We start from the raw sequence: 25,780 nt of genomic DNA on the forward strand, positions 1-25,780 counted from the left end.
GTTATTACAAAACACTGTTTCTATTATTCTAAAAAAAATATACCATGATTGACTGATCGCTTCAATGATTTTTAGATTATTCTTACGATTATTTATCCAATAATTTTCTCTTTTATTTCTTTTTTCACTTCTGCACATCTACTTGGAGACGGAAATAACTTGCCAGCATTCAAAAGATTATCCGTATTAAACACAGATCGAATATCCGTTTGTGCTGCAATTTCTTCATCAGTGAAAACGAACCGCATTTCTTCCCTCTTTTCAATACCTACTCCATGTTCACCTGTAATTGTTCCACCAACATCTGCACACACTTTTAGACATGCACTACCAGCTGCCAGCGCTTTCTCTGTTTCGCCAGGAACTCTCGCGTCAAATAAAACGAGCGGGTGTAAGTTCCCATCCCCAGCATGAAATATGTTGGCAATTCGCAAGTCATATTCTTCACTGATCTTATTAATTCTTCGAAGAACTTCAGGTAATTTACTACGTGGGATAACGCCATCTTGAACAAGATAATCAGGTGATATTGCCCCCATTGCACCAAATCCTGTTTTTCTATTAGCCCACCATGCTGCCCGTTCTTTTTCATCCTTTGCTGCTCTTACTTCTCTAACATTACGATGGCGACAAACCGATAAAATTTGCTCAATTTGTTCATCGATTCCTGCTGCAATACCATCTACTTCGATTAATAAAACAGCTGCTATATCTTTAGGATGACCAACCGGAAAGGCCGCTGCTTCTACTCCTTCAATAGCTGTCTTATCCATCATTTCAAGTGCTGCCGGAACAATACCTGCTGAAATGATATCCGATACTGCTTGACTACCGTCTTCAATATCATCAAAATAGGCTAACACGGTTTGTTTTCCTTCTGGATTTTTTAATATTCTGACGATGATTTTTGTTACAATACCTAATGTACCCTCTGAACCTGTAATAAGGCCTAATAGGTCATAACCAGGTTCATCTAAAATACCGTTTCTACCGATTTCAACTATTTCTCCATTTGGTAGAACTAATTCTAACCCTAAAATGTGGTTTGTTGTCACACCGTATTTTAAACAATGGGCACCTCCAGCATTCTCTGCCACATTCCCACCAATGGTACAGCAATATTGACTCGATGGATCTGGTGCATAGTAATATCCGCGTTCAATAATTTGATTTGTGAGTTTCAAATTCACATAACCAGGCTCGACAACTGCTCTCCTGTTATCAAGGTCAATGTCAATTAATCTTTTCATTTTAACCATGCTAATAATGACCTCATTATTAAGGGGAATCGCTCCACCACTCAACCCTGTACCCGCACCTCTCGCTAAAAAAGGTAAGGAATGATCATGACAATACTTGACAATACGTGCCACTTCGTCGGTTGAATGAGGAAAAACAACCGCTCTTGGTAATGATTTATGAATCGTAAACCCATCACAATCATAACTGATTAAATCTTCTTTATGATAAAGAATAGCCTGTTTATCATTTAACAATTGAGAGAGTCCATGAATATGTCGATCTTTTGTTTTTAATTTCCATTTCTTCATCCTCTACTCTCCTTTTGATAAGCCCAATCTAATAGTTGAACGGTATGAACAACCTTTTGACTGCGCCCATGATTTTTCACACCAATGGCCATTTGCAACATACAGCCGGGGTTCCCCATGGAAATCATCTCGACATCATCTGGCACGTTTTCCATTTTACTTGCTAATACAGCTCCCGCCATTTCAGGGTTGGTAATATTATAAATACCTGCACTCCCACAACAACGATCTGCATTCGGCATATGGACCATCTCTACTCCAGGAATATTTAATAACAAATCTCGTGGTTCCTCTCTCACACCTTGACCATGAGCAAGATGGCAGGCATCGTGATAAGTAATTCTTTTATTCAAGGAAGCTTTTGGCTTTTCATAACCTGTATCATAAAGGAACTTCGAGATGTCCTCCACTTTATCTGCTAACGCTTCTGCTTTTTCTCGCCACTCTGGCTCCTCTTTAAATAATTCACCATATTCTTTCATCATACAGCCACATCCCGCTGCATTGACAATTACTGTATCGTCGTTCTCAAAGGCAAGAATATTTTGTTTTGCCAGTTTTCTACCCATATCTCGATCACCTGCATGAACATGTAAAGCCCCGCAACAGGTTTGATTTTGAGGAATATGGACATCATTACCATTACGTGTTAACACGTTTATAGTAGATTCATTGACATCACTAAACATAACATCCATTACACAACCAGTTAACATCGCCACTTCACGTTTAGTTTCTTGTTTCGCTTTAATTACTGATCCGTTACGATGTTTTTTCTTTACTGATGAATGAATCTTTGGCATGACCCCTTCCATATCAACTAAATGTTTAGGCATTATTTGAATGAGTTTCGTTTTTCTAACCAATGTTTGCATTCCACTTTTTTGATAGAACTTCAGCAGTCCACCTAAAGTTTGCAGACGATTTTCATGTGGAAATATCCCATGTAAAAATAACTTGTTTACAGACTTTTTCCATCCTTTTAGAGGAATAGCTTGCCTTACTTGCCCACGTGCTTCTTCAATTAATCCACCAACATCAACATCAGCCGGACATGCTGTTGTACAAGCTCGACAATCTAAACATGCAAATACAGGATCCATAAACTCTTCGTTTACCATTAATTTCCCTTCTGCCACAGACTTAATTAAATAAACTCTTCCCCTTGGCGAATGCTGTTCCTGACCTGTTTGTTCATAGGTTGGACAAGATTCTAAACACATTCCGCAATGCACACAATCTGCCCATTTCGTTTCATCAGGCGCATCATTCCACAAATAATTGCTCACCCCGTCTTTGCAAGCTGGTTGCTTTGATTTTTGTTGTGAGACTGTCACCTATATCCCCCCTACATAACGTTTACGGTTTAAGATTTTTTTTGGATCGACCTTCGTTTTAATTCCTTCTAGTAAATAATGAGCACCTTTCGTTTCTCCCCATGTATCAAACACTAACCTTTGAGCTAGCGGTAAATGTTTTATGATACAATAACCACCATTTTCATTTGTTACTTCTCTCATTTTTGTAAGCGCTTCAATCATTTCACTTTCTTTCCCCTTGATATATAGCTGCATCAAGCCATGACCGACTCCTCCATGCGTATAAATATCAATGTTGGTATTTCTTCTAATCTCCATTACTTTTAGGAGAATGTCTATAACGTTTAGATTGATTGTACCTATTTTAGCAACAGCAAAGATTTTTTCACCGTTGTTATACTCATCCTCTTTATCAATAGGCAGATGATAAAGTCGGTCCCATAACTGTTTTTCCTCACTATTTCTAAGAATAGTCAGTTTCATTTCTTCTTCTATCAAACTTTGAATATACTTTATTTGATATTCCACCGATTTTTCTACATCTTCGAAGCTTACGAGTAAGGAAAGTTTATTTATGCCGCTAATATTATATGAAACAATAGGATCAAGTAACTCACAACTAATTGGTTCAATACTATTATTTAATAAATTTCTAGTAAAAGAATAAATCGTATTTCTATCTTCACCTTGAAAAGATATGATGCAAGTGGCTGTACTCTTTGCCAGTGGACGTAATTTAACCGTGACTTCTGTTATCACTCCAAGTGTCCCCATTGAAGAAATAAACAACTTATTCATGTCATAGCCGGCAACATTCTTTACTACTTTACCACCTGTACGAATCACCTTACCATCTGGGTATACTACTCTTAAACCGATGACTGCGTCTCTGGCGGATCCATAATTTAGTCTCTTCGGTCCACTATCATTACTTGCTATCACTCCACCAATTGTACTTACGTGAGGCATAAAGGGATCTAGTGCTAACTTTTGATTAAAATCCTCTAAATAACGTTGAACATCCTCAAGTTTCGTTCCTGCTTTAACGGTTAAAGTCATATCTCCACTATGATGTTCAACGATTCCCGTAAATTTTTCCATTGAAATAAGTAAATCAGCTTGATCAATTAATCCACCGTAACCCCTTTTAGATCCAGCACCTTGGATATTGACCGTGAATTGATGTTTATGAACAAAAGCAAATATTGCACTTAACTCTTCTTCTGAGGTTGGATATACGGTGTATTGTCCACTATTACCATACAAATCAGCTTGAGACATTTCATAGTCTAGTTTATAAGTTGTTAAATACTCCGCTATAGAAAGCACCTCATTCTTCAATTTCCTTACCTCCTTATTGTTCGTTATTACAAAACACTGTTTTTCAAATAGCGAAAAATTTTTACTCCATAGTAGATGTCTCTTGTAACATATCTTCGACTGTGGTCAAATGCACCAGCATTTCTTCTGAAGCTTTTTTGCTATTTCGTTCCTTAATTGCTTGGAAAATGTTCCTATGTTGGGCTTCAATGATTGAACCTTTTTCTGTACTGTTCTGTATATATTGATGGAACTTTACTAGCGTTTGCTTCAATGGTACTGATATGAAGTCTATAAATTGCATTAAAACTGTGTTACCTCCAATACAAGCAAGCTTTTGGTGAAATAAAAAATCCGATTCCCACCCCTTTTTTGCTGTAAGTATATAATGTAAATCCTCTACATCCTTTTCTGATCTGTGATTGGCAGCTAATTCCGCTAAACCTACCTCGACGATCTTACGTGCTTGAAAGAGTTCTTGTATATCCTTTTCATACAAATTCCAATACTTACTCCCCAGCAATGTATGAACATCAAACGCCTTCACATAAGTACCTTCTCCTTGTTTTACCTCAACTAATCCCTTCCCTTTCAATGCAGTGATTGCATCTCGAATCGCTGATCTCCCGACACCAAAAGACTCACAAAGCATGCGGACTGATGGAAGTTTTTCACCGATTTGATATTGACCATCGAGAATCATTTCCTCTAACTTCTCTTCAATAATATGTGAGACTTTCTTCGTCTCAATCTTTTCAATTGCCAAAATCATCACATCCTGTTATATATCACATATCAGATAAGTTAATTTTATTAAAACACCTAATAAGAATAATTGCAACTATTTTTAGAATTAACTGATAATTTTATAACTACTTATAGAAGATAAGTCAGATTTACAATTTTACTTGGAACCTATTTACATAGAGAATACGATAGCTGAGGAGAATAAAACAGGAAGTTTGAAAAACACCACAATCATTTAAGTGCTGATCTATTATTTGATGGGATAATACAACTTAGTACTAGCTTGTTCTCCTTTACCGATTATGATTAGGTTTCAAGATCCATGTTTAAGACGAGAACAGAATTGGGTATAAAATAAATAAGCGCCCTATTACATTCGTAACAAGACGCTCTTTCAAAACTTCAAATGATAGATTAGTTGATGCGGTTAACGCGGCCGTTAAATGCTTTTGCCCAATAACCACTTGACATATCAGCAATGGCTACACCTGTGCTGCTTTGTGAACCGATGAATTTACCGCCACCGATATAAATACCAACATGACCATCTGTTTTATACGTATTAAAGAATACCATATCCCCAGGTTGCATTTGGCTTGCTGGAACTGGTGTACCTTGATTTTTCAATGCATCCGTACTAGCACCTACACTATAGCCACCTTGAGCAAATGCCCAATGTACGAACCCAGAACAATCAAAACGACCTGCAGCGATATCAGATGCTGAGCGACCACCGCCAAATACATAAACTGAATTTCCGATGTATTTATTACCTGCTGAAATAACTGCTTGCATACCGCTACCAACAGTTGTAGATGCTGGTGCAGAAGATGCTTTTGCTGAAGACTTAGATTTAGAACTACTATTAGAGTTTGTAGTATTTGTTGAAGTTGAAGTTGATTCATTATTTGTAACACTTGCTTCTACAGGAGCTTGTCTCGCCATGCTACTCTCAATTTCAGCTTGCATTGCTGCTAGATCAACATCTTTAGCTTGTAACTTAGATTTTTTTTCAGCTGCAACTTCTTCTTTTTCTTTTAATTCAGCTTTTAGCTTATCATTTTGTGCTTCCTGTTCTTTTAGTTGCTCGCGCATACCTTCAAGATCAGTCATTTTTTCATTTAGTGTAGTTAACTCTTTATCTACTGTTGCTTTCTTTTCTTCTACTTCTTTTTTGTCTTTATCATGTTGAATTAATAATTCTTCGTCTGCATCGACAATTTTAGAAATCGCACCAACACGATCAACAAAATCACTGAAGCTAGTAGAACCTAGAAGGACTTCAATATAGTTAACGTTAGAACCACCACTATTTTGGATAGCCACTGCACGCTCTTTTAAGATTTCACTTCTTTTGTCAATTCTTTCTTGAATGACTTTAATTTCTTCTTCAAGTTTTTTTATTTTTGCTTTAGCGTCTTCAATTTCTTTTTCTGTTTCTTTAACAATTTTCTCGTTATCGGCTACTGCTTGGTCTACTTTTGCGATTTTCTCTTCTAAACCATTTAATTCTGTTAATACTGCTGCAAGTTCTTTTTCTGCTTTAGAAAGATCAGATTTGACATCAGAGCGTTCTTTTTTAATGTCATCCAGAGATTCTGCGTTCACTGCTGGAAGTGCGAAGGCTCCAAGGCCTAACATAATTGTTGTGTTTAATGCGATAATCTTTTTCTTCACTCATTTTCCCCTGCCTTTTTAACATTTTTCCTTTTTATGTATGTTTTATCTATATTGTCTATTTTTCTATGTTTTTTTTACTATAGTTCACTTTTATATGTCGGTATATTATCTAGTACAAAATGCATTATATCATCCCTTTTTGACATTCAGGTAATAGCAATGTTACAAATATATTACTAATCCGACATATTTCATCATTTTTTTATTACAAACTGAAACTTTTTCCTAAAAACTTGTATTTTTTTGCACCTTTCTCCTAATCTCTTTGGCCTAATAAAGACGGATGCTTCATCTGTAAAAATCTAGTTATTTCAATTATTTAATTCAGTCTCCATGAAAACATATTCACTTCAACATTTCAATGATTAACTCCTTTAGAATAGACACAGGTTAAATAAATACGTAAAGGTATTGAGTTATATTATTGAGTGAGCTAGCTAGCGAAAACTATAGAATTCCAATTTAAAATTGGTAGACTTTCTTCTTTATATACAAAAGTGAAATATTTGTATGATGAACAACATTAAGTGGATGAACTAGGAATATTACTTGCCTTTATAACACCTAAGCAAGAGACCAGAAACAAAAAAAAGAGACCCATTAGTCTCTTATATCTAAAAGATGTAATAGATCCTCTTCCGTAAGAAAGTCTTCTGTTTCCCGGTCAAGAATTGTATGAATTAAATCTTTTTTGCGATACTGCATTTCTTCCATTCTTTCCTCAATCGTACCTTTAGCAATTAATTTCACGACAACGACATCTTTTTTTTGACCGATGCGGTAGGCACGGTCCGCTGCCTGGCTTTCAACTGCTGGATTCCACCATGTGTCATATAAAATAACAGTGTCTGCACCTGTTAAATTCAAACCAGTACCACCAGCTTTTAATGATAACAGAAAAAGATTCTTTTCCCCGCTATTGAACCGTTCACACATTTCTACTCTTTCCTTTGCGGTTGTATGACCATCTAAATAAAAGAATTCTTTCCCTTGAAAGGAGAGTTCACTACTGATAATTTCAAGCATGCTCGTAAATTGAGAGAAAATGAGCACACGGCGATTCGCCTGTTTTGCTTCTTGTAATAAAGTCAATAAATGATCTAGTTTAGCTGAGCGTCCCTGATAGCCTTCTACAAATAATGCCGGGTGACAACATAACTGTCTTAACCTCGTTAGTCCTGCTAAAATTCTAATACGATTTTTCCTTAACGTCCGTTTATCTAAATGCTTTAATGTATCTTCTTTCAATTTGGCTAGATACGCTAAGTAAATTTTTTGTTGTTCTTTATATAAATCTATTCTTTCGATTTTTTCTTCCTTAACTGGAAGCTCTTCCAATACCTCTGTTTTCATTCTTCGTAAAACAAAAGGTTGAATTATTCGGGCAATCGCAGCGTTATTTAGTTCACTAAATTGTTGTAAGCCGAGAAATAAATCTGGGAAGATAATATGAAAGACAGACCATAAGTCCTCGATTGCATTTTCTATCGGTGTACCTGTTAGTGCAAACTTATATTGTGATGATAATTGTTTTACAGATTTATGTGTTTCTGTTAATGGGTTTTTAAAACTTTGTGCTTCATCAAAGATAATCGTGTGGAAACGTTCATTTTTCAACCAATGAATGTCTTTCCTTATTAACGTATATGATGTAATAACTACGTCTGCTACATGAATATCTTTACGTATTAATTGTCTTTCGCTCTGTTTGCCATCTAAAATCACAACTTTCATATCCGGTACAAACTTCATCCATTCTTGTAACCAATTGTAAAGTACGGATGAGGGGCATACAATAAGAGCAGGTGACTGTTTATGTCTTATTTCATCTATATAAGAATAGATGAAAGTAATCGCTTGTACTGTTTTCCCAAGCCCCATATCGTCTGCTAAAATTCCACCAAATTGGTTTTCTGCCAGCTTTCTCATCCACTGATAACCTTCTATTTGATAGGGCCTTAATATGGACGAAAAATTCCCTGGTAGAGGGTAGTCATCTTCGTTAAGATTTTTAAAATCTTGAAGAAAATTTCTTATAGATGCTTCAAAGGCAATCGTTTCTTCCTTCGTTTTTGCAATAAGCTGTAAGCCACGTACAAGTGTCGTTTCACTCCAATTTTCAGCTTGCAGAGGTACTTCGTTCAAAAAAGCCTTAATTTGTTGATAATCTTCTGTTTCTAATGATAATAATGCCCCGTTCTTGAGGCGATAGTATTTTCTTTTATGTTCAATTGCAGTTAGGATTTCTTTAATTTCTTGCTCAGGAATTCCTTCAATATCAAATTTAAATTGCAGCCAATTCATTCGATCTTTTTTCATTTTCACTCTAATAACTGGACGCGTTTTACCTTTATCAATCCTCATCTTTATGGCTGTAGTCGTGTATATACGTACATGCTCTTGTAAATCAGGTAAAATATGCATTAAAAAATGATATTCCAATTCTTCATTTTGAATATAATAACCTTCATCCGTTTTTGTAAAAGAGGCCTGTTCCATTAAAGAGAGGATTTGCTCCTCGTCTTCTTTATTTCTAAATAGAACCTTTTTAGCTTTTTCGTCATCTAATGGATTAAAACTTAATTTGCCGTAATGAAACTCCAGACTAGCTAATAATTTATGATTTAAGCGATCTAAATAAAGCTTTGCCACTAAGGGGGCTTGCATATATTGCTTTTTAATCGTATCAGCTATGGTTATGGTCGCAAGCCTCTTTAACCCAGGCACTACTTTATTTAAGAAAAATGAGATTTGTTCATCAGCAATCATCAATTTTTTATCTTCCTGCATCATCTTTAACAATTCAGTTAAACGTCTAAAGTCATGTTTAGGCCAATGATAAAAGCAGCCCTCTTTATATACAGCTTGATAATATGGTAAAAGCTGAAAAGAATCATTATGATTGTAAGATAAAATAGCCATATTTTCTTCTTCGTTATAAGAGAGTTCAAAAATGATGGGTAAAGGTTGATCTGTTAATCTCATCGTTTGTAACTGTTTGTTCTCTTCTTTAAAGTGACTATTTTCTAACTGAATGATGTTCTCCATTACTTTTTCCCAAGTTAATGAAGGAATGAATAACCATTCGTGCTTTCTTTCTGCATTCTCTAATAGTTGCATAATATTGACGATTGGCTCGGCTAAATAATGTTTAGTAGCATCCAATAGAAATCCATTACTTTCTTTGTAAACCCTTCCTTCCATAAAAGAACGGAACCAATCGAGAGGGGACGAAATAGGTAGACCTTGATAGATAAATGATATCGCTAGCCTTGCTTCATTTTTCCATGTCACCGTACAGCATTGTATATGTATATCTAATTTTTTTCTATACTCAAAATGGGCTTGTTCATTTACTTCCGGAATCTCTTTTGCAAATAAGGAGAATAGTTGATTCGCATCTGAGTCCGCTCTCACTCTGTTCTTTTTTTGACAGGCAATATAAACAGCTGCTAGATGCTGACATTCTTTACGATAAGAAGAGAGTTGAGGGCAACTACACTTTGATTGTATCTCACCATCTATCCGTTCTACTTCTACATTGAAGTGTTCTCCGCTTTTAACAACTGCATAGATTTTGTTTTCTTCTTCTATTATAAAGTTGACTTTCCCTGCAGAGAAAAAAGCTTTACCGCGCTTATAAGAAACAGCTCCACATCTTTCAATAATCATCTTGTCAGTGAGGTTCAATTCCACAAATCATGCTCCTTTTTTCAAATGTTCTTCTATTATAACAAACCTATACATAAAGATTGTATAGCAAAAACTTTCTATTAATTGTTGAATTGATGTTTTGAAAGTGTATAAAAGGAAATATGAATAGTAGCAACAGAAAATATAAACGGAGGAGATTAAATGTTTAAGTTTATACTTTCCTTATCCGTCCTAACATTCGTCCTATTTCTGAACTTAACTGCGGTACCAAATGGGGAACCGGTGGCAGCAAAGGATACTACAGTTGAAAATGTGACTACTCAAGAACAAGCAAATATCGTTTCGACATTAAAAGATAAACTACATAGCGACCTGACAGAACAAGACGTAATCGATCAGTTTGGTCAGCCTGATCAAAAAATGAATGATGATATGTACGGCTTACCCTCTTTTCGCTATGATTTTAAACATGATGAACATTATTCATTAGATGCTGATTATCAGCTCGTCGATATGGATGCGTTAAAAAATAAACAATTAGAGGCCATTATATACTTTGATTTTGATGATAACAAAAATATTAGAAGTGCAGCACTCTATTATGTAAACGATGAGCAGAAAATTGAAGAATACCGTATATTTGCTGATGGTACAGAAAAAAAGATGGAGATTGAATAGTAGAGATAAACTTATAAAGACGATAGATAAAAAGAAAAAGTCAGTCCCGTTAACACTCATATACGGGACTGACTTTTTCTATCCTTTGGCACTCATATATATTCATTAAGTGTTTGCCCTTAATTGATTTCTCAGCACCACACTCGTAAGGTAGTTCGAACATAGAGCGAACCCTTCTAATCATTCTTCTTTATTCAATTCGGCTGCTTTCCTTTGAATTGTAATAATTAGCTTTATTAATACAACCGTACCTGCGATATTAGCGATTAAACTTGAAAGCAATAATAGAATCGCTACGATTGGCGAAACATCTAGTTTAAAGGAAAAATAGAGTAAAACAATACCTATAAATATAAGAAGAAAGCCAGGATATTTTTTCACCACAACACCGCCTATCGAAACCATAATTTAATCCAATCCTATTTTTATCTGTTACTGAGTTTTAACTCGTTTGTTTATCTCAAGGTTCTCCCTAAATATGGACACATACTCACAGTTCTTAGTGGAAAACCAATGACATGTTCAATAATCCTATCTTGCCTTTTCCCAATCATAATATAAATCCGTTCTCCGGTCACGCCAAGTTGTAATAGATCCTTTTTTTCTTACTTCATCCAATAAATGAAGATCGATGTCTGCTGTAATAATCATATCATTATTTAATTCCCCCTCTGCTAAAACACCTTGCGGAGGAAAGGGTATATCGTTTGGTGTCATGATAGCTGCTTGTCCAAAATTTGCACGCATAAAATCAACTGTGGGAAGTGATCCCACCGTCCCTGCACCTACTACATAGATTTGATTTTCGATTGCTCTTGCGTGAGAAGTATATCTGACGCGATGAAAACCATGGCGGTCATCTGTACACGATGGGCAAAAAATAACATCTGCCCCTTTCGCTACTGCCATACGGACAATCTCAGGAAATTCTATGTCATAACATGTAAGAATCGCAATCCTACCTTTTTCTGTATCGAAAACTCTTAAGTCCTCACCCTTTGTTATGCCCCATTCATATATTTCAGTGGGTGTCAAATGAAGCTTTGCTTGTTCTTCTATCCTTCCATCCGGGTAAAAAAGATGGGCCATATTATAAAGACGATTATTTCGCCTGATTACGTGAGTCCCTGCAATCATATGCATATTTGTTTCAGCAGCTAATTGAGTAAACAGCGATTGATATTGTTTCGTAAAACCTGGTAATTCTGCAATGGATAAACTTTCACCCGTTTCACTACCAATTGATAGTAATTGAGTAGTAAAAAATTCTGGAAACAATACAAACTCAGAATCAAACTCTTTTGCAGTAAGAATATAGTGTTTGCATTGTCGAGCAAAATCCTCAAACGAACGAATCGTATGCAAATGATACTGCACACTAGAAACTCTCATCTTCATTGTCATCCTCCTTATCTTTTGGGCATAATAAAACCCAGAGAAAGAAAAGCCGCATTCTTTCTACCGGGTAAACAAGTCAAGTCTTTCTTTAATTTTCTCATAACTTTTATTATGATAAATATTTTTCACTTTGACAACCTTTATTTATTGGTACTGCACATGATGTAGGTTCGCAAATATCCCTTCAAGAGCGAGTAACTCTTCTTCAGTTCCTTCTTCGGTTATACCATCTTCAGTTACAACCATAATTTTATCGGCATTTTTAATCGTGGCAAATCTATGGGCTATAACAAGTGTCGTTCTGTCTTTAGATAACTCAGTTAAGGCCGACTGGATGAGTTTTTCAGTTTCGGTATCAAGTGCTGAAGTGGCTTCATCTAAGATTAAAATCGGTGGATTTTTCAAAAACATTCTCGCAATGGCTAAACGTTGCTTTTGTCCCCCAGAAAGTTTCAACCCTCTCTCGCCAACTTGTGTCTCGAAACCATCAGGTAACGTATCAATCCATTGCGTTAGGTGGGCTTTACTTGCTGCTAATATGATTTCCTCTTCCGTTGCATCCAACTTGCCATAAGCAATATTCTCTTTAATAGTGCCTGTAAACAAAAAGACATCTTGTTGAACGATACCAATTTGATTTCTTAAAGAGTTTTTCGTCATATCTTGAATGTTGATACCATCAATCGTGATGGCTCCTTTATCAACATCATAAAATCTAGGTATTAATGAACAAATCGTAGACTTCCCAGCGCCTGAAGGACCAACAAAGGCAACCGTTTGTCCAGATTGAATATAAAAATTCAACTCTTGTAAAACTTTTTGAGTATCATTGTACCCGAATGTGACATCGTTAAAGGTAATATTCCCTTGTAATGAATCAACTTCTATTGCATCAGGCTTATCATTTATATCTGGTTCTTGATCAATCATTTCGGTGAAACGCTTGAACCCTGCCATTCCTTTTGGATAGAGCTCCATTAACGCACTAATTTTATCAATCGGCTTTAATAAAAGATTAGCATACAATACAAAAGCGACCAACTCTCCTGGTGCTAACTGATTATTGAAAGCTAACCAAGCACCAAAAACTAAAACAGACAGAATTAACACTCTCGTGAGGAAATAGACGCCAGATAATGTGATCCCCATGACTTTATAGCCACGAAGTTTAGCCGAACGAAACCTTCTATTATCCTTTGTAAATCTTTCAATTTCAAAAGCTTCATTCGTAAAAGACTGAACAACACGGGCACCAGAAACACTATCTTCAACCCTACCATTCACTTCGGCAATTTCTGTATACATTCTTCTCCAAGCTTTATTCATAGAAATATTACAATATGCAATGAGCCATACAAGGAACGGTACAATAAATATTGCTACTAGCGCAAGCTTCACATTAATTGTTAACATGATCCAAAAAGCGCCGACAAAAGTCATCGCTGCAATAAAAAGGTCTTCTGGTCCATGGTGGGCTAACTCACCAATATCCATTAAGTCGTTGGTTGTCCGGCTCATAATATGACCGGTTTTCGTATTATCAAAGAAACGAAAAGATTGCTTCTGCACATGTGTAAATAGTTGCTGTCTCATATCTGTTTCAATATTAATACCAAGTTTATGTCCCCAGTAGTTAACAACAAACTGTAGCCCAGTACTCGTAAAATAAAGAGCAAACAAACCCGCACTAACCGCAACAATCATCGACCAATTGTTGGTTGGTAGTAATTCATCTACAAACCAACTAACAGCTAATGGAAAAGCTAATTCTAGTAGAGCAACGATAATTGCACAACTAAAATCAATAATAAATAGTCTTTTATGAGGTAAATAATAAGTGAAAAATCTTCTAAACATGCTATTCTCCTAACTTTCAAAATATATCTTGGATTATATGCTTCGAAGATAAAAGTTACAATACCTTTTTCCTTTATTTACATTCCTGTTCGCTCATTACAATCACTTTTCCTGTTGAATCGTATATTGAAACTGGTAAACATCCTGTTGCTAACAATTCCCCTATAAGATAATCACTTACTGCCTGTATACTAGCTCTCGATTGACTAAATGTAGAAATAAATCCTTGTACAAATTCCCATTGTTCATAGTGATAAGGAGTTGTAGTCGAAATCACTATTATTGGCTTCTTTTCTTTTTGTAGGTTGTTATTCAATAACGCGTCTTTTTTATGATGTAAAATATAAATGAGTCGTTCTGCCTCTTCTTCTGTTGTAACGGTGATTCCCGCATTAACTAACATTTCTGTTAACAGTTTGTTCGATTGATGATTACTACCATCATCTATGAATGCTACCCTCTCATTTTTTTGAATCGGGAGCGTTTCATCGCGTTTTATAATTGTAATCCCTTTTTCAGCCGCTTCTTTTTCTACCTTAAGATGTTCTTTAGATCGTATGACATCAATCGTGTTATGCTCTTTAAATAACTGTGCTTTCAATTTTAGAATCCTTAGCACAGATAAATCAATTCTTTCCTCACTAATAACCTCTGTTTTGACGGCATTTATTAGTGCCCGCTTAACAGTTAATGCTTCCGTTGGCATTAATAATATATCTGCACCAGCATTAACAGCTGAAATAGCGGCATCAGCTGCTGTAAAAGTGCTCGCTACCGCTTGCATATTTAGGGCATCTGTTATAACTACTCCATTAAACCCAAAACTTTGCCGCAGAAGATTCGTTGTTATAGCGTGAGATAGCGATGCTGGATATATTGACTTCTCAATAGCTGGAAAAGCAATATGAGCAGTCATAATGGATTGAATACCATTATCTATTAAAAATCGATAAGGTATGAGCTCATTTTTCTTTAATTGCTCGATAGATTTAGACACAGTGGGTAACCCTTTATGAGAATCAACCGTTACATCACCATGACCCGGGAAATGCTTTGCTACAGCAAATATTCCTGCTTCATGGAGCCCCTCCATAAAAGCTGCACTCATTTTTGCAACTAAGTATGGATTTTCCCCAAAAGAGCGGACACCTACGATCGGATTTAAAGGATTACTATTCATATCAACCACAGGTGCGAAGTTCATATTAAACCCTAGTGAATCCAACTCCTGTCCTAATACTGAGGCGACACGCTTGGTAAGTCCAAGATCACTACTAGCTCCTAATGCCATATTTCCTGGCATTTCTGTTAAGAAAGGGAGGCGATTCACAATTTCCCCACCTTCTTGATCTACACCTATTAAGAAAGGAATTCCACGATTGCGATGCTGTAATTCCGTTGTAAATCGCTTTGTTTGTTCCATCGATTGAATATTTTCCTTAAAAAAAATGATCCCACCAGGTTGGATTTGATCTATTACCCGAATAATTGAATCATTTACACCTATTTGTCCGCTCCCGACTGTTTGATTAAAATCTATCATCAACATTTGCCCTATTTTTTCCTCTAAACTCATTTCATGGAGTTGCTGTGGTACGTTCGCTTTTTCTATAGTTAGAGCTTGAACCCCCAATGCATTTTGCAATAGAAACATAAAACAAATACAAAATATGACACGCCTCATCCTGCATTCACATCTTTTCATTAATTAATAGAAAAGAGGTGCTATGCGCACCTCCTCTCTATTATGTGTTTCTGGACGTTATTTTATGTTTTGCTTTCATAAACAATTGAAAAAACACTTCTGCAATGACAAGTCCCACCGCAATCGCACCTGATATCATAAATGCCTTTGCTGCCAATTGGATGGCCATATTATAATCATTTAACACAAAATGTCTCATTGCATCATAGGAAATACCACCTGGAACCAATGGAATTATACCAGCAACACTAAAGATAATTATTGGCGTGCGATAGATTTTTGCGAAAATATGACTAATTGCTGAAATGAACACTGCAGAAATTAACGAAGCGGGGATCGCATCATAATGATTGTTCACAAGAATTATATAGATGATCCAGCCAATCATACCAACAAACCCACAACGCAATAATGATTTTCTTGGCGCATTAAAAATGACACCGAACGATGCTGCCGCAATAAAACTTGTAAACAAATGTGTAATAACCATTGTCATGTATTTCGCACCTCACTTTCATTTAACTCATTGTTGCAAAGACAACGGCCACCCCAGCACCTATAGCAAATGCCGTTAAAAACGCTTCTGCGCCCTTGGATAACCCTGAAACAAGATGCCCCGCCATCAAATCTCTCACAGCATTAGTAATCAGTAATCCAGGTACGAGTGGCATGACCGAGCCAATAATGATTTTATCCAGTTGTTCGCCTATTCCGATTTTGACAAAAAGCATCGAGATCACACCAATAATTAGAGAAGCAAGAAATTCAGAAAAGAAGCGAATTTGCACTACTCTCTGCAAAAAAATAAAAGAAAGGAAACCAACACCACCAGTAATAAAGGCAGGAAAAAAATCATGCCACTGGCCTAAAAACATAATCATAAAACAAGCACTAGCAATAGCCGCTGCAAGTACCTGTTGATAAATTGGAAATGTATAATTTGCCTTTTCAATTTCCATTAACTTTTCAAATGCTTCTTGTCTTGTCAGTTCGCCATTACTTACTTTTCTCGATACACCATTTACTAATGTCACCTTATATAGATCTGTAGAACGTTCTGAGATTCTGATTAATTTCGCTGGGTTGGTGTCATCAGTCGAAAAAACAATTCCTGTAGGAGTAACATAACTATGTGAATTAGGAATACCTAATGCTTCCGCTATTCTCGTCATTGTGTCTTCCACTCGATATGTCTCTGCTCCGGATTGCAGCATAATTTTACCCGCTAATAAACAAAGCTCAATTACTTCAAACACATGTTCATTATTTTTACTCAAAGAAATATCCCTCCATGTCGTCAAAACCTTATTCTGAAGGTCCACAATTACGCTTATCCATCGTATACGAATTCGTTAAAATAAGGAAGTATTGAGCAGAAATACAGAATTATTTTAATAATCCCTTCTAAAAGCAATATAGAGGGACAGCCTTCATTTCTCATAGAATATGTATTTATGTCATCATATATAACAGAATACCATTAACATCCTATTCTGTAACTTACGATATAAAAAAAGGGCTTTAAAAACGGAGACTACTTTCGTCATCCTGTTTAAAAGAACCCTGTCACCATCTATTCTTTTCAAATATCAATTAAATCTCTTTCCATTATTTTGCCCCATAAATCTCGCATTGAGCTGTCCTTGTATCATTTTCTTTCTTGTTTCGCGATCTTCTTTCACCTTTTCTTTTTTATATTCCATGCGAATTTCATCTGTTCTCACACCTTCTTCTCGTTTATTTGCAATATCTATTAACCTTTCTACATCCGAAAAAGAATATTTGCGATTACCACGATCAGACCTTGAAGGAAATATCAATTTCCGTTCTTCATAGTATCTAATTTGTCTTTCGCTTAATCCAGTAAGTTCACTAACAGCGCCAATTGAAATGACTTTTCTTTCCTTATATGACCATTCATTTTCCATCTGCAGACCACCCTATTTTTAAGGTTTTATTTCTATTATACAGAATTGTTAAAAAATTTCACTAGTTATGTTAAAAAAATAACATAAAATAAACCATGTTAGATTATCTAACAATTCAGATGATTTTTTATAACAAACGTTTTAGAATGACATCATCATCAATTTAAAGGAGCAGATAAAAATGCAATATTTACGTAAAGCGGTAGAAAAGAAACGAAATTATTTGATTAAGTTATTACAAGAATACGGTTTGCACGATCAGAAACTTCAAAGCTTAACACTCTCTGAACTTGAGGGATTATCAAAAAAACATTTATCAATTAAATAATCAAAATTAATTGGGGGATTTAACAAATGGAAAATGAAGAAGCAGTTCAATTAGCGAAAAAAATTATTGAACTCGACTTATTAAGAGACGAGATTTGGGAGTATTATGCGGCTCTTACAGGAGATGATGCACATAAACTTCTTCGTCTTGTACAAAACAGTTAAATCGGACTATTTTGTTAAATTCTCTGACTAATTATGTAGAGATTTACGGAACGTTGATCTTTTTATTTCTATTTACGTAACCATTTATATGTAAAGATATAAAATATTTATATATAAAGAAACGAACTCCATTCCAAGTAATAGTGGAATGAGCTCGTTTCTTTTTTTATTGATCCAGCCATAATACAACCATGTTGTACGAAAAATATGATAAAATGAATATTAAAGCCATCTCAGATTTTCCTCATACTGATTAATATATTCCCACTATTAGGAGGGTTATAATTGCCAATTTGGTTAACTATTGCCTTAAGTATTTTAGTAGGACTAATTATCATTGAAGAAGTTATACATTATGTAGTTCATCGTTCACTTTTTTATCAAACCCGTGAAAATGATGAAAACACAACTCGAATCAAGAGATGGTCTCATTTCAAAGAGAAATTAATAAAATTCAGAGCGCAAAAAAACAGGAGTTGAGTAACTTGTTTGCAATTACAAAAGAGGCCACACAGGCACTCTTAGAATGGAGCGGTCAAGACAACGTAATGATTCGCTTTCGAATTACGACCCCTTGTTGTAACCAACGAAAATATGATCTTACACTAACCGATACAATCACAACACAAGACGCTATCTATACACATGATTCAGTGCAAGTCATATACCACCCTACAGATTTACCTTATCTACGGGATACAATGATTGATTATAACGATGGTGGATTCTTTATACGCCATCCACATCCTCTCGTACAACCATTCTAAAATTGTTCAAGAAGGAGCTCTTGAACAATTTTTTTAGATTATAAACTATTCAGTAGCTCAGGATAATCATTATGCACAGAATTCACCAATTCTGAGACTTTAACCATTTGCATTTCTTCACTTTGAAAAGGTTTGCATAATGATTTCAGCTGTTGTTTATCTTTGCTATACATCCACTTATCACCTTCATTACCTGTTAACATGACCGGCATACGATGATGAACAGACGACATGATCTCATTTGCGGCTGTGGTTAAAATACAACATGATGTAAAAAGTTCGTCCCCTTGTCTATATTCGCTCCAGATTCCCGCCATCGCAAACGGCTTATTTTCAAGCAATGTAAAATGAAAAGGCTGGCTTTTACCACCTTCTATTTTCTTCCATTCATAAAAGCCATCAGCTAAGACTAAACAGCGCCTTGTATGGAAAGAGTGCTTAAAGCTAGGTTTCTCATCCGCTGTTTCTGCACGTGCATTAATGAATGAAGTGCTATTACGTTTTGCTTTTGCCCACGGTGGTATGAAACCCCATGTCATTTTCCTCCCAATTTTCTCTCCTTGCTCCTCTACTATAGTTAAAATTTTTTGCCCCGGTGCAATATTATACCTGGGTAAATCCGCTTCATCATGATAATAAAACTCAAATGTTTTTTGTAGAATGAACACTTCTTCAGATAAGGTAAATCGACCACACATGATGACAACCCCTTTCTTATTAAAAGCATATACCACTCATATTCATAACCGTAAAAATATAGCTGCCTGAGCAATCCAAAGAAATCTATTTTCTACCCTAACAACCTTTTTTCATGACCTTAATTACGTGAGTAGTAACGCTCATAGTTACTTTTTAATTCCAATAAAATAAAAAGAAGGGCAACAAGCCCTCCTTTCATTAATAACGATCTGCATCATGCCCCATCTGTTCAGCATGTCCGGGTGCGTCATCGCCATCTTTATCACCAAGTGGACGACCTTTATGCATCCCTTCCTCTTTCCGAGCATTCGCTAAACCTTCTCTTAGCCTCTTGCCATATTCATCATCCGCTGATTCAGCTAATGTAATCATTTTATCTTGTAACACCTTAGCACATGTGGAAAGATCATTCACTAAGTTTGATATCAATTCATCTTTTTCCCAGTCCTCAAATTCACGGAAGGTATGTCCAGCCTGTTTTGTATTATCATTACGATCAATCGATTCTCGAACGAGCTCACCACTGATTTTTGGTGTATGCTCTTTACCGGATTGCTCTGATTCTTTTAAACCACCTAAACTAGAAGGTTCATAGTTAACATGCGGATTTTGACCAGGTGCTTTATCGACATAGTAAGACATCTGTCCTCCACGCTGATTTGTCGCTTGATTTGTTTTCGGCTTATTAATAGGTAATTGCAAGTAGTTAGGTCCAACACGATACCTTTGCGTATCTGAATAAGAAAATGTCCGACCTTGCAACATTTTATCATCAGAAAAATCAAGACCATCAACGAGTACCCCTGTTCCGAAGGCAACTTGTTCGACCTCATTAAAATAATCTTCCGGATTCTTATTTAACACCATCTTACCAATATGAAGCCATGGAAATTGATCCTCCGGCCATAATTTTGTATCATCCAAGGGGTCAAAATCTAATTCTGGATGCGCATCATCACTCATGATTTGAACGAAAAAATCCCATTCAGGATAATTCTCTTTTTCAATTTCGTCATATAAGTCTTGTGTAGCATGATTAAAATTCTTTGCTTGAATCTGTTCTGCTTCCTCTTGTGTTAAATTTTTAATCCCTTGCTTCGGTTCCCAATGATACTTTACAAGTACCGCTTCCCCTTCTTCGTTAACCCATTTATATGTATTCACACCCGAGCCTTGCATTTGGCGATAGTTTGCCGGTATTCCCCAAGGTGAATAAAGAAATGTGACCATATGGAAACTTTCAGGTGAATTAGCACAAAAATCAAAAAACCTCTCTGCATCCTGAATATTGGTTAATGGGTCTGGTTTAAATGCATGCACCATGTCAGGAAACTTCATCGCATCCCGAATAAAAAATACTTTTAAATTATTACCTACTAAGTCCCAATTCCCTTCTTCTGTATAAAATTTTGTTGCAAACCCTCTCGGATCTCGAAGTGTTTCCGGTGAGTGACCACCATGGATAACAGATGAAAAACGAACAAACACGGGTGTCTTCTTTCCTTTTTCTTGGAAAAGTTTTGCCCTTGTATATTTAGATACTGGTTCGTCACCTGCCATGCCTGTCGCTTCAAAATAACCATGAGCGCCAGCACCTCTTGCATGCACGACCCTTTCTGGAATACGCTCACGGTCGAAGTGACTAATTTTTTCAATAAAATCATAATTTTCTAGTGTCGCTGGTCCTCTGTTACTTACTGTTCGTATGTTTTGATTATTAGTAACCGGATGTCCTTGGCGGTTAGTCAAGGTTTCTTCTTGTTCGAATTTTTCATTTTCACCATTATGATCATTATTCATAGAAAAAAGCCTCCTTTTACATATCTTTCCTTGAGTAATATGTGCAAGTTAGACCTTTTCTATGTATAAATTTATGGACGAACAACAAACAACTCTCCTTTATAAGCAAAAGAAATACGGCCAGACTCTTCTGATACAACTAAGATAACCGCATCTGTAAGTTCCGATAAACCAAGGGCCGCCCGATGTCGTGTACCTAGAACGCGCCCATCTACTTCCATATTGGTTAAAGGAAGAATATTTCCAGCTGAAATGATTATATCACCACGAATTAATGTTCCTCCATCATGTACAGGACCACCTGGATAAAAAATCGTTTCTATTAAGGCTTGACTCACCCTTGCATCGATTTGAATGCCATTATGGATAAAAGGCGTAACATCCACTTCGCGCTCGATAATGATTAAGCCACCGTGACCTTTGTTCGATAGTGTTTGCCCCGCTAATGATATGCTAGAAAAATGGTTTGTAAACGGTGATAAATAATGCTGCAAGTAATAAGTCGCAGTTAGATTATGGGCATCAGACACGATTTGTTGGAGCTGTTCAAACTCGGTTAAAATGCAACAATCAACGCCAATATTAATATTTGATAAGTGAGAAAGCTGAGCCTCGATATCCTTTATATATTGTTCAAGTGTGCTCTGGTAGTCTTCTAAACCATATTGCATTTTTTTCTCCTTTCGCGGGGATATTTTTTCTCTATATCATATTTTGATTTATTAGTCGTTAATTATGTTCTTTTTCTGTTGTTAGTTTTAGGTAAAAAAAAGAGCCAATCGGCTCTTTTTCGTACTCCATTTTTCAAGCAATAGGTAGCTTGGTTGCGTTAATCAAAGCGCGGATCTGTTCATAATTATCAGCTTCCATTAGCTCTATAATTTTTGATCCGACAATGACACCATCACAATACTGAAGAATTTCTTCTACATGTTCTGGTGTGGAGATTCCAAATCCAGCTAAGACGGGTAGTGGACTTATACTTTTTATTTTCTCTAAATGACTTGAGAGCTGAGAAGCAAATTGTGCTCTCGTACCAGTAATGCCATTTACGGTAACAGCGTAGACGAAACCTTTACCTCGCTTGGTTATTTCCTCAATTCTATCGATTGGACTTTGTAATGTCACTAAACGAATCAATTCGATTTTAACTTCTTCTAAGTAAGAAGTGATAATTTCTTCTTCTTCAATAGGTAAATCAGGAATGATTAATCCATCGATACCGGATGTTTGAATATCTCTCGAGAACCGCTCCAGCCCATAAGATAATAATGGGTTCATATACGTCATAAAGATCAATGGAATATGGATAATTGGTCGTATTTCTCTAATACAATCAACAATTTCTTTTAATGTTACACCCGTATTTAAAGCTCTAATACCAGCCTCTTGAATAACGGGACCATCAGCTACTGGATCAGAAAATGGGATACCTATCTCAATGGCAGTTGCTCCTGCTTCTTGTAAAAACACTAACTTTTCTTTCAAAGATGGTAAGCCACCGTCCCCAGCCATTACATAAGGTACAAATGCTTTTTTTCCTTCTTTTTTCATTATTTGGAACACTTTTTCGATGCGGTTCATGCTTTTACTCCCCCTATTTTCGATCTAACAGCCTCCATATCCTTATCTCCTCTACCCGAAAGACAAACAACGATATGTTCTGTTGGCTCCATTTCTTTTGCAAGTTTTATCGCATAACTAATTGCATGGGCACTTTCTAATGCCGGAATAATTCCTTCAGTTTTCGAGAGCACCTGTAACGCTTCCAGTGCTTCATCATCGGTAATGGCATCATATTGCACTCGTTCAATATCATGTAAATAGCAATGTTCAGGCCCGATCCCTGGATAATCTAGACCTGCTGATATTGAATGGGCTTCTTGAATTTGACCATCTTGATTTTGGAGGAGATACATATAGGCTCCGTGAAGAATACCAGGTTTGCCTTTCGCTAATGATGCTGCATGCTTTTCACTATGAAGTCCTAAGCCAGCAGCCTCTACGCCATAAAGTTTTACTTCACGATCTTCTAAAAACGGATAAAACATCCCAATTGCATTACTCCCTCCGCCGATACATGCCACTATCGCTTCTGGAAGTTTAGCTTCTTTTTCGATAAATTGTTTTTTCGTTTCCTGGCCAATCACACTTTGAAAATCTCTAACAATTTTAGGGAAGGGATGTGGTCCCATAGCAGAGCCCAGTATATAATGCGTATCTTCTACATTTGACACCCAATATCTTAATGCTTCATTAACTGCATCTTTTAAAGTTGCACTTCCAGACTTTACACTGATGACCTTTGCACCGAGTATTTCCATCCGAAATACATTCAATTGCTGACGCAATATATCTTCTTCTCCCATAAAAATCACACATTCTAAATTAAGAAGCGCACAAGCCGTCGCAGTTGCTACACCATGCTGACCAGCCCCTGTTTCTGCAACAACCTTTGATTTTCCCATTCTTTTAGTCAATAATGCTTGCCCAAGAGAGTTATTTATTTTATGGGCACCAGTATGATTTAAATCTTCGCGCTTGAGATAGATTTTTCCACCCCCAGCGTATTTTGTCAAATTTTTCGCGTAATAGAGTGGTGTTTCTCTTCCAACATAATCTCTTAATAAATCATATAGCTCATTTTGAAATGCAGGATCGACTTTTGCTTTTTCATATTCTTTTTCTAATTCTAGGATGGCCTGCATAAGCGTTTCTGGTACATATCTTCCTCCATACGTGCCAAAATGTCCTTTTTCATCTGGTAGGGTAGTTGTTGTCATTTTTATTCCTCCTCTTAATTTGTTGCTTCTATAAATCTTCTAATTTTACTCGGACTTTTTTTTCCATCTATTTCAACACCTGAACTTACATCAACCATAAAGGGAGCACATTGTGAAATGGCGACTTTAACATTTTCTGCTGTTAAACCACCAGCGAGAATTAATTTAGGGTGTTTTCTTTGCATTTCTTGCAGCAATGTCCAATCAAAGCTCGTTCCATTACCGCCATGATATTTACCTCTTGGACTATCAACAAGAATGTAATCATCATCGTATTCATAGATAAGGTTGATATCTTTTTCGCTTTTCATTTGTATCGCTTTAATTACCTCAAAACCATGAGATGTAATTTCTGCGCAATAGTTTTTCGATTCATCACCGTGTAATTGCACATGTGTTAACCCTACTTCTTTTGCTATGAGAAGAAGCGATTCTATTGGCTCATCAACAAAGACTCCGACCTTCCATACATTTATAGGCAAACCTTTAATAATCTTTTTCGCCTTCTCGGTAGTAATTCTACGTTTACTTACAGCAAAAACAAATCCGAGGGCATCAGCCCCATAGACTATTGCTTGCTGTGCAATTTCCTCACTAACAATTCCACAAATTTTCACTTTCATTTCGATCCACCAGCCAAATTTTGCGTCTTTTTCATTTGCCTCATTAATAATTCTAAGTTTTCAGATGTCATCAATGCTTCCCCGACTAAAATACCGTCTGCTCCAGCATTAATTACTCTTGCTACATCTTCCCCTGTTTTTAATCCACTCTCACTAATTAAGAACGCTCCTGATTCTTTTATAAGTGGAGCGAGTGATTCCGTTACCTGCAAATCCACACCAAATGTATGAAGGTCACGATTATTCACACCAATGATTTCAGCACCTAATGCTATTGCCCTTTCTGCTTCAGCTTTATTGTGTACTTCAACCAACACCTCAAGACCTTCATTGATTGCAAAATGAAAGAGTTGTTTTAACTGATCTTTCGTTAATGCTGCAACAATCAATAAAATAACTGTTGCTCCATGATTTTTGGCATAAACGATTTGCCTTTCATCGATAATAAAGTCTTTACATAATAAAGGTAGTGATACCGCATCAAAAACAGTTGTTAAATCTGTAAAATTTCCTTTAAAAAATGGGGTATCGGTCAGAACAGACATGGCATCAGCACCAAAGCGCTCATATAAACAGGCTTGCTCGTCAGGTTGTAATAGATTATTTATGATTCCTTTAGAAGGAGATGCTCGTTTAAATTCAGCGATAATCACAGGTTTATTTTTTTCTAATTGTTTTAATAAAGAGCGTGTAGTTCCGTTCCTTCGACTATTTCCGGAATAGGCTAAATTTGATAAAGTTCGTCTTTTTTCTGAAATGATACGATCTAAGATTGTCATG

General features: G+C 36.2%; 25 protein-coding genes. 5 read left to right on the plus strand and 20 right to left on the minus strand.

Annotated elements, in window-relative coordinates; translation table 11 throughout:
• Positions 1 to 92: 92 nt before the first annotated feature.
• The 6 genes from MKX83_RS13855 to MKX83_RS13880 all read right to left on the minus strand — a co-directional run bounded on the left by MKX83_RS13855 (position 93) and on the right by MKX83_RS13880 (position 10,312).
• Positions 93 to 1,550, minus strand: coding sequence for an FAD-linked oxidase C-terminal domain-containing protein (locus MKX83_RS13855; RefSeq protein ID WP_307313442.1), 1,458 nt, complete (start codon positions 1,548 to 1,550; stop codon positions 93 to 95).
• Positions 1,547 to 2,887, minus strand: coding sequence for a (Fe-S)-binding protein (locus MKX83_RS13860; protein ID WP_307313441.1), 1,341 nt, complete (start codon positions 2,885 to 2,887; stop codon positions 1,547 to 1,549). Before MKX83_RS13860 ends, MKX83_RS13855 begins: the two co-directional genes overlap by 4 nt.
• A complete protein-coding gene (locus tag MKX83_RS13865; RefSeq protein WP_328197880.1) occupies positions 2,888 to 4,210 on the minus strand; it encodes an FAD-binding oxidoreductase in 1,323 nt (440 codons plus the stop codon).
• 61 nt (positions 4,211 to 4,271) lie between these two features.
• The gene (locus MKX83_RS13870) at positions 4,272 to 4,955 is read right to left on the minus strand and encodes a FadR/GntR family transcriptional regulator (protein WP_341055910.1); all 684 of its coding nucleotides are present in this window, start codon (positions 4,953 to 4,955) and stop codon (positions 4,272 to 4,274) included.
• Between the two features lie 395 nt (positions 4,956 to 5,350).
• A complete protein-coding gene (locus MKX83_RS13875) occupies positions 5,351 to 6,613 on the minus strand; it encodes a C40 family peptidase (protein ID WP_341055911.1) in 1,263 nt (420 codons plus the stop codon).
• 603 nt (positions 6,614 to 7,216) lie between these two features.
• Positions 7,217 to 10,312, minus strand: coding sequence for a DEAD/DEAH box helicase (locus MKX83_RS13880; protein WP_095373003.1), 3,096 nt, complete (start codon positions 10,310 to 10,312; stop codon positions 7,217 to 7,219).
• Between the two features lie 159 nt (positions 10,313 to 10,471).
• Between MKX83_RS13880 and MKX83_RS13885 the strand changes: the two genes are divergently transcribed.
• Complete coding sequence (locus MKX83_RS13885; RefSeq protein ID WP_095373002.1) at positions 10,472 to 10,948, plus strand: hypothetical protein; 477 nt, start codon at positions 10,472 to 10,474, stop codon at positions 10,946 to 10,948.
• Between the two features lie 180 nt (positions 10,949 to 11,128).
• On the opposite strand, the gene MKX83_RS13890 is transcribed toward MKX83_RS13885, so the two are convergent.
• The 7 genes from MKX83_RS13890 to MKX83_RS13920 form a co-directional block, all read right to left on the minus strand.
• Positions 11,129 to 11,329 carry a hypothetical protein gene (locus tag MKX83_RS13890; RefSeq protein WP_157733959.1) on the minus strand — a complete coding sequence of 67 codons (201 nt, stop codon included), beginning with the start codon at positions 11,327 to 11,329 and terminating at the stop codon, positions 11,129 to 11,131.
• Positions 11,330 to 11,479: 150 nt separating this feature from the next.
• Positions 11,480 to 12,346, minus strand: a complete 867-nt coding sequence (locus MKX83_RS13895; protein ID WP_341055912.1) for a carbon-nitrogen hydrolase family protein — start codon at positions 12,344 to 12,346, stop codon at positions 11,480 to 11,482.
• Between the two features lie 144 nt (positions 12,347 to 12,490).
• Complete coding sequence (locus MKX83_RS13900) at positions 12,491 to 14,203, minus strand: ABC transporter ATP-binding protein (RefSeq protein ID WP_307313426.1); 1,713 nt, start codon at positions 14,201 to 14,203, stop codon at positions 12,491 to 12,493.
• Between the two features lie 73 nt (positions 14,204 to 14,276).
• The gene (locus MKX83_RS13905) at positions 14,277 to 15,887 is read right to left on the minus strand and encodes a glycoside hydrolase family 3 protein (RefSeq protein ID WP_307313424.1); all 1,611 of its coding nucleotides are present in this window, start codon (positions 15,885 to 15,887) and stop codon (positions 14,277 to 14,279) included.
• 61 nt (positions 15,888 to 15,948) lie between these two features.
• Complete coding sequence (locus MKX83_RS13910; RefSeq protein ID WP_095373663.1) at positions 15,949 to 16,398, minus strand: threonine/serine exporter family protein; 450 nt, start codon at positions 16,396 to 16,398, stop codon at positions 15,949 to 15,951.
• A gap of 28 nt (positions 16,399 to 16,426) precedes the next feature.
• Positions 16,427 to 17,185, minus strand: coding sequence for a threonine/serine exporter family protein (locus MKX83_RS13915; protein WP_322909485.1), 759 nt, complete (start codon positions 17,183 to 17,185; stop codon positions 16,427 to 16,429).
• A gap of 312 nt (positions 17,186 to 17,497) precedes the next feature.
• Positions 17,498 to 17,836 (minus strand): MerR family transcriptional regulator, encoded by a 339-nt coding sequence (locus tag MKX83_RS13920; protein ID WP_095372996.1) that lies wholly within the window; start codon positions 17,834 to 17,836, stop codon positions 17,498 to 17,500.
• A 181-nt stretch (positions 17,837 to 18,017) separates the two neighbouring features.
• Between MKX83_RS13920 and MKX83_RS13925 the strand changes: the two genes are divergently transcribed.
• The 4 genes from MKX83_RS13925 to MKX83_RS13940 all read left to right on the plus strand — a co-directional run bounded on the left by MKX83_RS13925 (position 18,018) and on the right by MKX83_RS13940 (position 19,095).
• On the plus strand, positions 18,018 to 18,164 hold the full coding sequence (locus MKX83_RS13925) for a Fur-regulated basic protein FbpA (RefSeq protein WP_224938446.1): 147 nt from the start codon (positions 18,018 to 18,020) through the stop codon (positions 18,162 to 18,164).
• A 26-nt stretch (positions 18,165 to 18,190) separates the two neighbouring features.
• On the plus strand, positions 18,191 to 18,328 hold the full coding sequence (locus MKX83_RS13930) for a hypothetical protein (RefSeq protein WP_180316959.1): 138 nt from the start codon (positions 18,191 to 18,193) through the stop codon (positions 18,326 to 18,328).
• Positions 18,329 to 18,613: 285 nt separating this feature from the next.
• Positions 18,614 to 18,808, plus strand: coding sequence for a hypothetical protein (locus MKX83_RS13935; protein WP_157733958.1), 195 nt, complete (start codon positions 18,614 to 18,616; stop codon positions 18,806 to 18,808).
• Between the two features lie 5 nt (positions 18,809 to 18,813).
• On the plus strand, positions 18,814 to 19,095 hold the full coding sequence (locus MKX83_RS13940) for an iron-sulfur cluster biosynthesis family protein (protein WP_157733957.1): 282 nt from the start codon (positions 18,814 to 18,816) through the stop codon (positions 19,093 to 19,095).
• A gap of 38 nt (positions 19,096 to 19,133) precedes the next feature.
• On the opposite strand, the gene MKX83_RS13945 is transcribed toward MKX83_RS13940, so the two are convergent.
• The 7 genes from MKX83_RS13945 to trpC form a co-directional block, all read right to left on the minus strand.
• On the minus strand, positions 19,134 to 19,793 hold the full coding sequence (locus tag MKX83_RS13945; protein ID WP_341055913.1) for an SOS response-associated peptidase: 660 nt from the start codon (positions 19,791 to 19,793) through the stop codon (positions 19,134 to 19,136).
• A gap of 199 nt (positions 19,794 to 19,992) precedes the next feature.
• A complete protein-coding gene (locus MKX83_RS13950; RefSeq protein WP_341055914.1) occupies positions 19,993 to 21,594 on the minus strand; it encodes a catalase in 1,602 nt (533 codons plus the stop codon).
• 71 nt (positions 21,595 to 21,665) lie between these two features.
• On the minus strand, positions 21,666 to 22,265 hold the full coding sequence (cdaS, locus tag MKX83_RS13955; protein ID WP_095372991.1) for a sporulation-specific diadenylate cyclase CdaS: 600 nt from the start codon (positions 22,263 to 22,265) through the stop codon (positions 21,666 to 21,668).
• Between the two features lie 133 nt (positions 22,266 to 22,398).
• Positions 22,399 to 23,178 carry a tryptophan synthase subunit alpha gene (trpA, locus tag MKX83_RS13960; RefSeq protein WP_341055917.1) on the minus strand — a complete coding sequence of 260 codons (780 nt, stop codon included), beginning with the start codon at positions 23,176 to 23,178 and terminating at the stop codon, positions 22,399 to 22,401.
• Complete coding sequence (gene trpB, locus MKX83_RS13965) at positions 23,175 to 24,377, minus strand: tryptophan synthase subunit beta (protein WP_341055918.1); 1,203 nt, start codon at positions 24,375 to 24,377, stop codon at positions 23,175 to 23,177. Before trpB ends, trpA begins: the two co-directional genes overlap by 4 nt.
• A 14-nt stretch (positions 24,378 to 24,391) precedes the next feature.
• A complete protein-coding gene (locus MKX83_RS13970; RefSeq protein ID WP_281202523.1) occupies positions 24,392 to 25,000 on the minus strand; it encodes a phosphoribosylanthranilate isomerase in 609 nt (202 codons plus the stop codon).
• Positions 24,997 to 25,779 carry an indole-3-glycerol phosphate synthase TrpC gene (trpC, locus tag MKX83_RS13975; RefSeq protein ID WP_251161793.1) on the minus strand — a complete coding sequence of 261 codons (783 nt, stop codon included), beginning with the start codon at positions 25,777 to 25,779 and terminating at the stop codon, positions 24,997 to 24,999. The genes MKX83_RS13970 and trpC overlap by 4 nt, the downstream gene beginning before the upstream one ends.
• Between the last annotated feature and the right edge of the window lies 1 nt (position 25,780).

It is taken from the genome of Cytobacillus sp. FSL M8-0252 (assembly GCF_038007345.1).
In the GTDB taxonomy this organism is placed as follows: Bacteria; Bacillota; Bacilli; order Bacillales; family Cytobacillaceae; genus Cytobacillus; species Cytobacillus kochii.

Bases quoted from the DNA above. Each gene is read 5' to 3' on its own strand.
- MKX83_RS13855 (WP_307313442.1), bottom strand. From the start codon at position 1,550: ATGAAGAAATGGAAATTAAAAACAAAAGATCGACATATTCATGGACTC.
- MKX83_RS13885 (WP_095373002.1), top strand. From the start codon at position 10,472: ATGTTTAAGTTTATACTTTCCTTATCCGTCCTAACATTCGTCCTATTT.
- MKX83_RS13895 (WP_341055912.1), bottom strand. From the start codon at position 12,346: ATGAAGATGAGAGTTTCTAGTGTGCAGTATCATTTGCATACGATTCGT.
- MKX83_RS13900 (WP_307313426.1), bottom strand. From the start codon at position 14,203: ATGTTTAGAAGATTTTTCACTTATTATTTACCTCATAAAAGACTATTT.
- MKX83_RS13905 (WP_307313424.1), bottom strand. From the start codon at position 15,887: ATGAGGCGTGTCATATTTTGTATTTGTTTTATGTTTCTATTGCAAAAT.
- MKX83_RS13910 (WP_095373663.1), bottom strand. From the start codon at position 16,398: ATGGTTATTACACATTTGTTTACAAGTTTTATTGCGGCAGCATCGTTC.
- MKX83_RS13920 (WP_095372996.1), bottom strand. From the start codon at position 17,836: ATGGAAAATGAATGGTCATATAAGGAAAGAAAAGTCATTTCAATTGGC.
- MKX83_RS13925 (WP_224938446.1), top strand. From the start codon at position 18,018: ATGCAATATTTACGTAAAGCGGTAGAAAAGAAACGAAATTATTTGATT.
- MKX83_RS13930 (WP_180316959.1), top strand. From the start codon at position 18,191: ATGGAAAATGAAGAAGCAGTTCAATTAGCGAAAAAAATTATTGAACTC.
- MKX83_RS13945 (WP_341055913.1), bottom strand. From the start codon at position 19,793: ATGTGTGGTCGATTTACCTTATCTGAAGAAGTGTTCATTCTACAAAAA.
- MKX83_RS13950 (WP_341055914.1), bottom strand. From the start codon at position 21,594: ATGAATAATGATCATAATGGTGAAAATGAAAAATTCGAACAAGAAGAA.
- cdaS (WP_095372991.1), bottom strand. From the start codon at position 22,265: ATGCAATATGGTTTAGAAGACTACCAGAGCACACTTGAACAATATATA.
- trpA (WP_341055917.1), bottom strand. From the start codon at position 23,178: ATGAACCGCATCGAAAAAGTGTTCCAAATAATGAAAAAAGAAGGAAAA.
- trpB (WP_341055918.1), bottom strand. From the start codon at position 24,377: ATGACAACAACTACCCTACCAGATGAAAAAGGACATTTTGGCACGTAT.
- MKX83_RS13970 (WP_281202523.1), bottom strand. From the start codon at position 25,000: ATGAAAGTGAAAATTTGTGGAATTGTTAGTGAGGAAATTGCACAGCAA.
- trpC (WP_251161793.1), bottom strand. From the start codon at position 25,779: ATGACAATCTTAGATCGTATCATTTCAGAAAAAAGACGAACTTTATCA.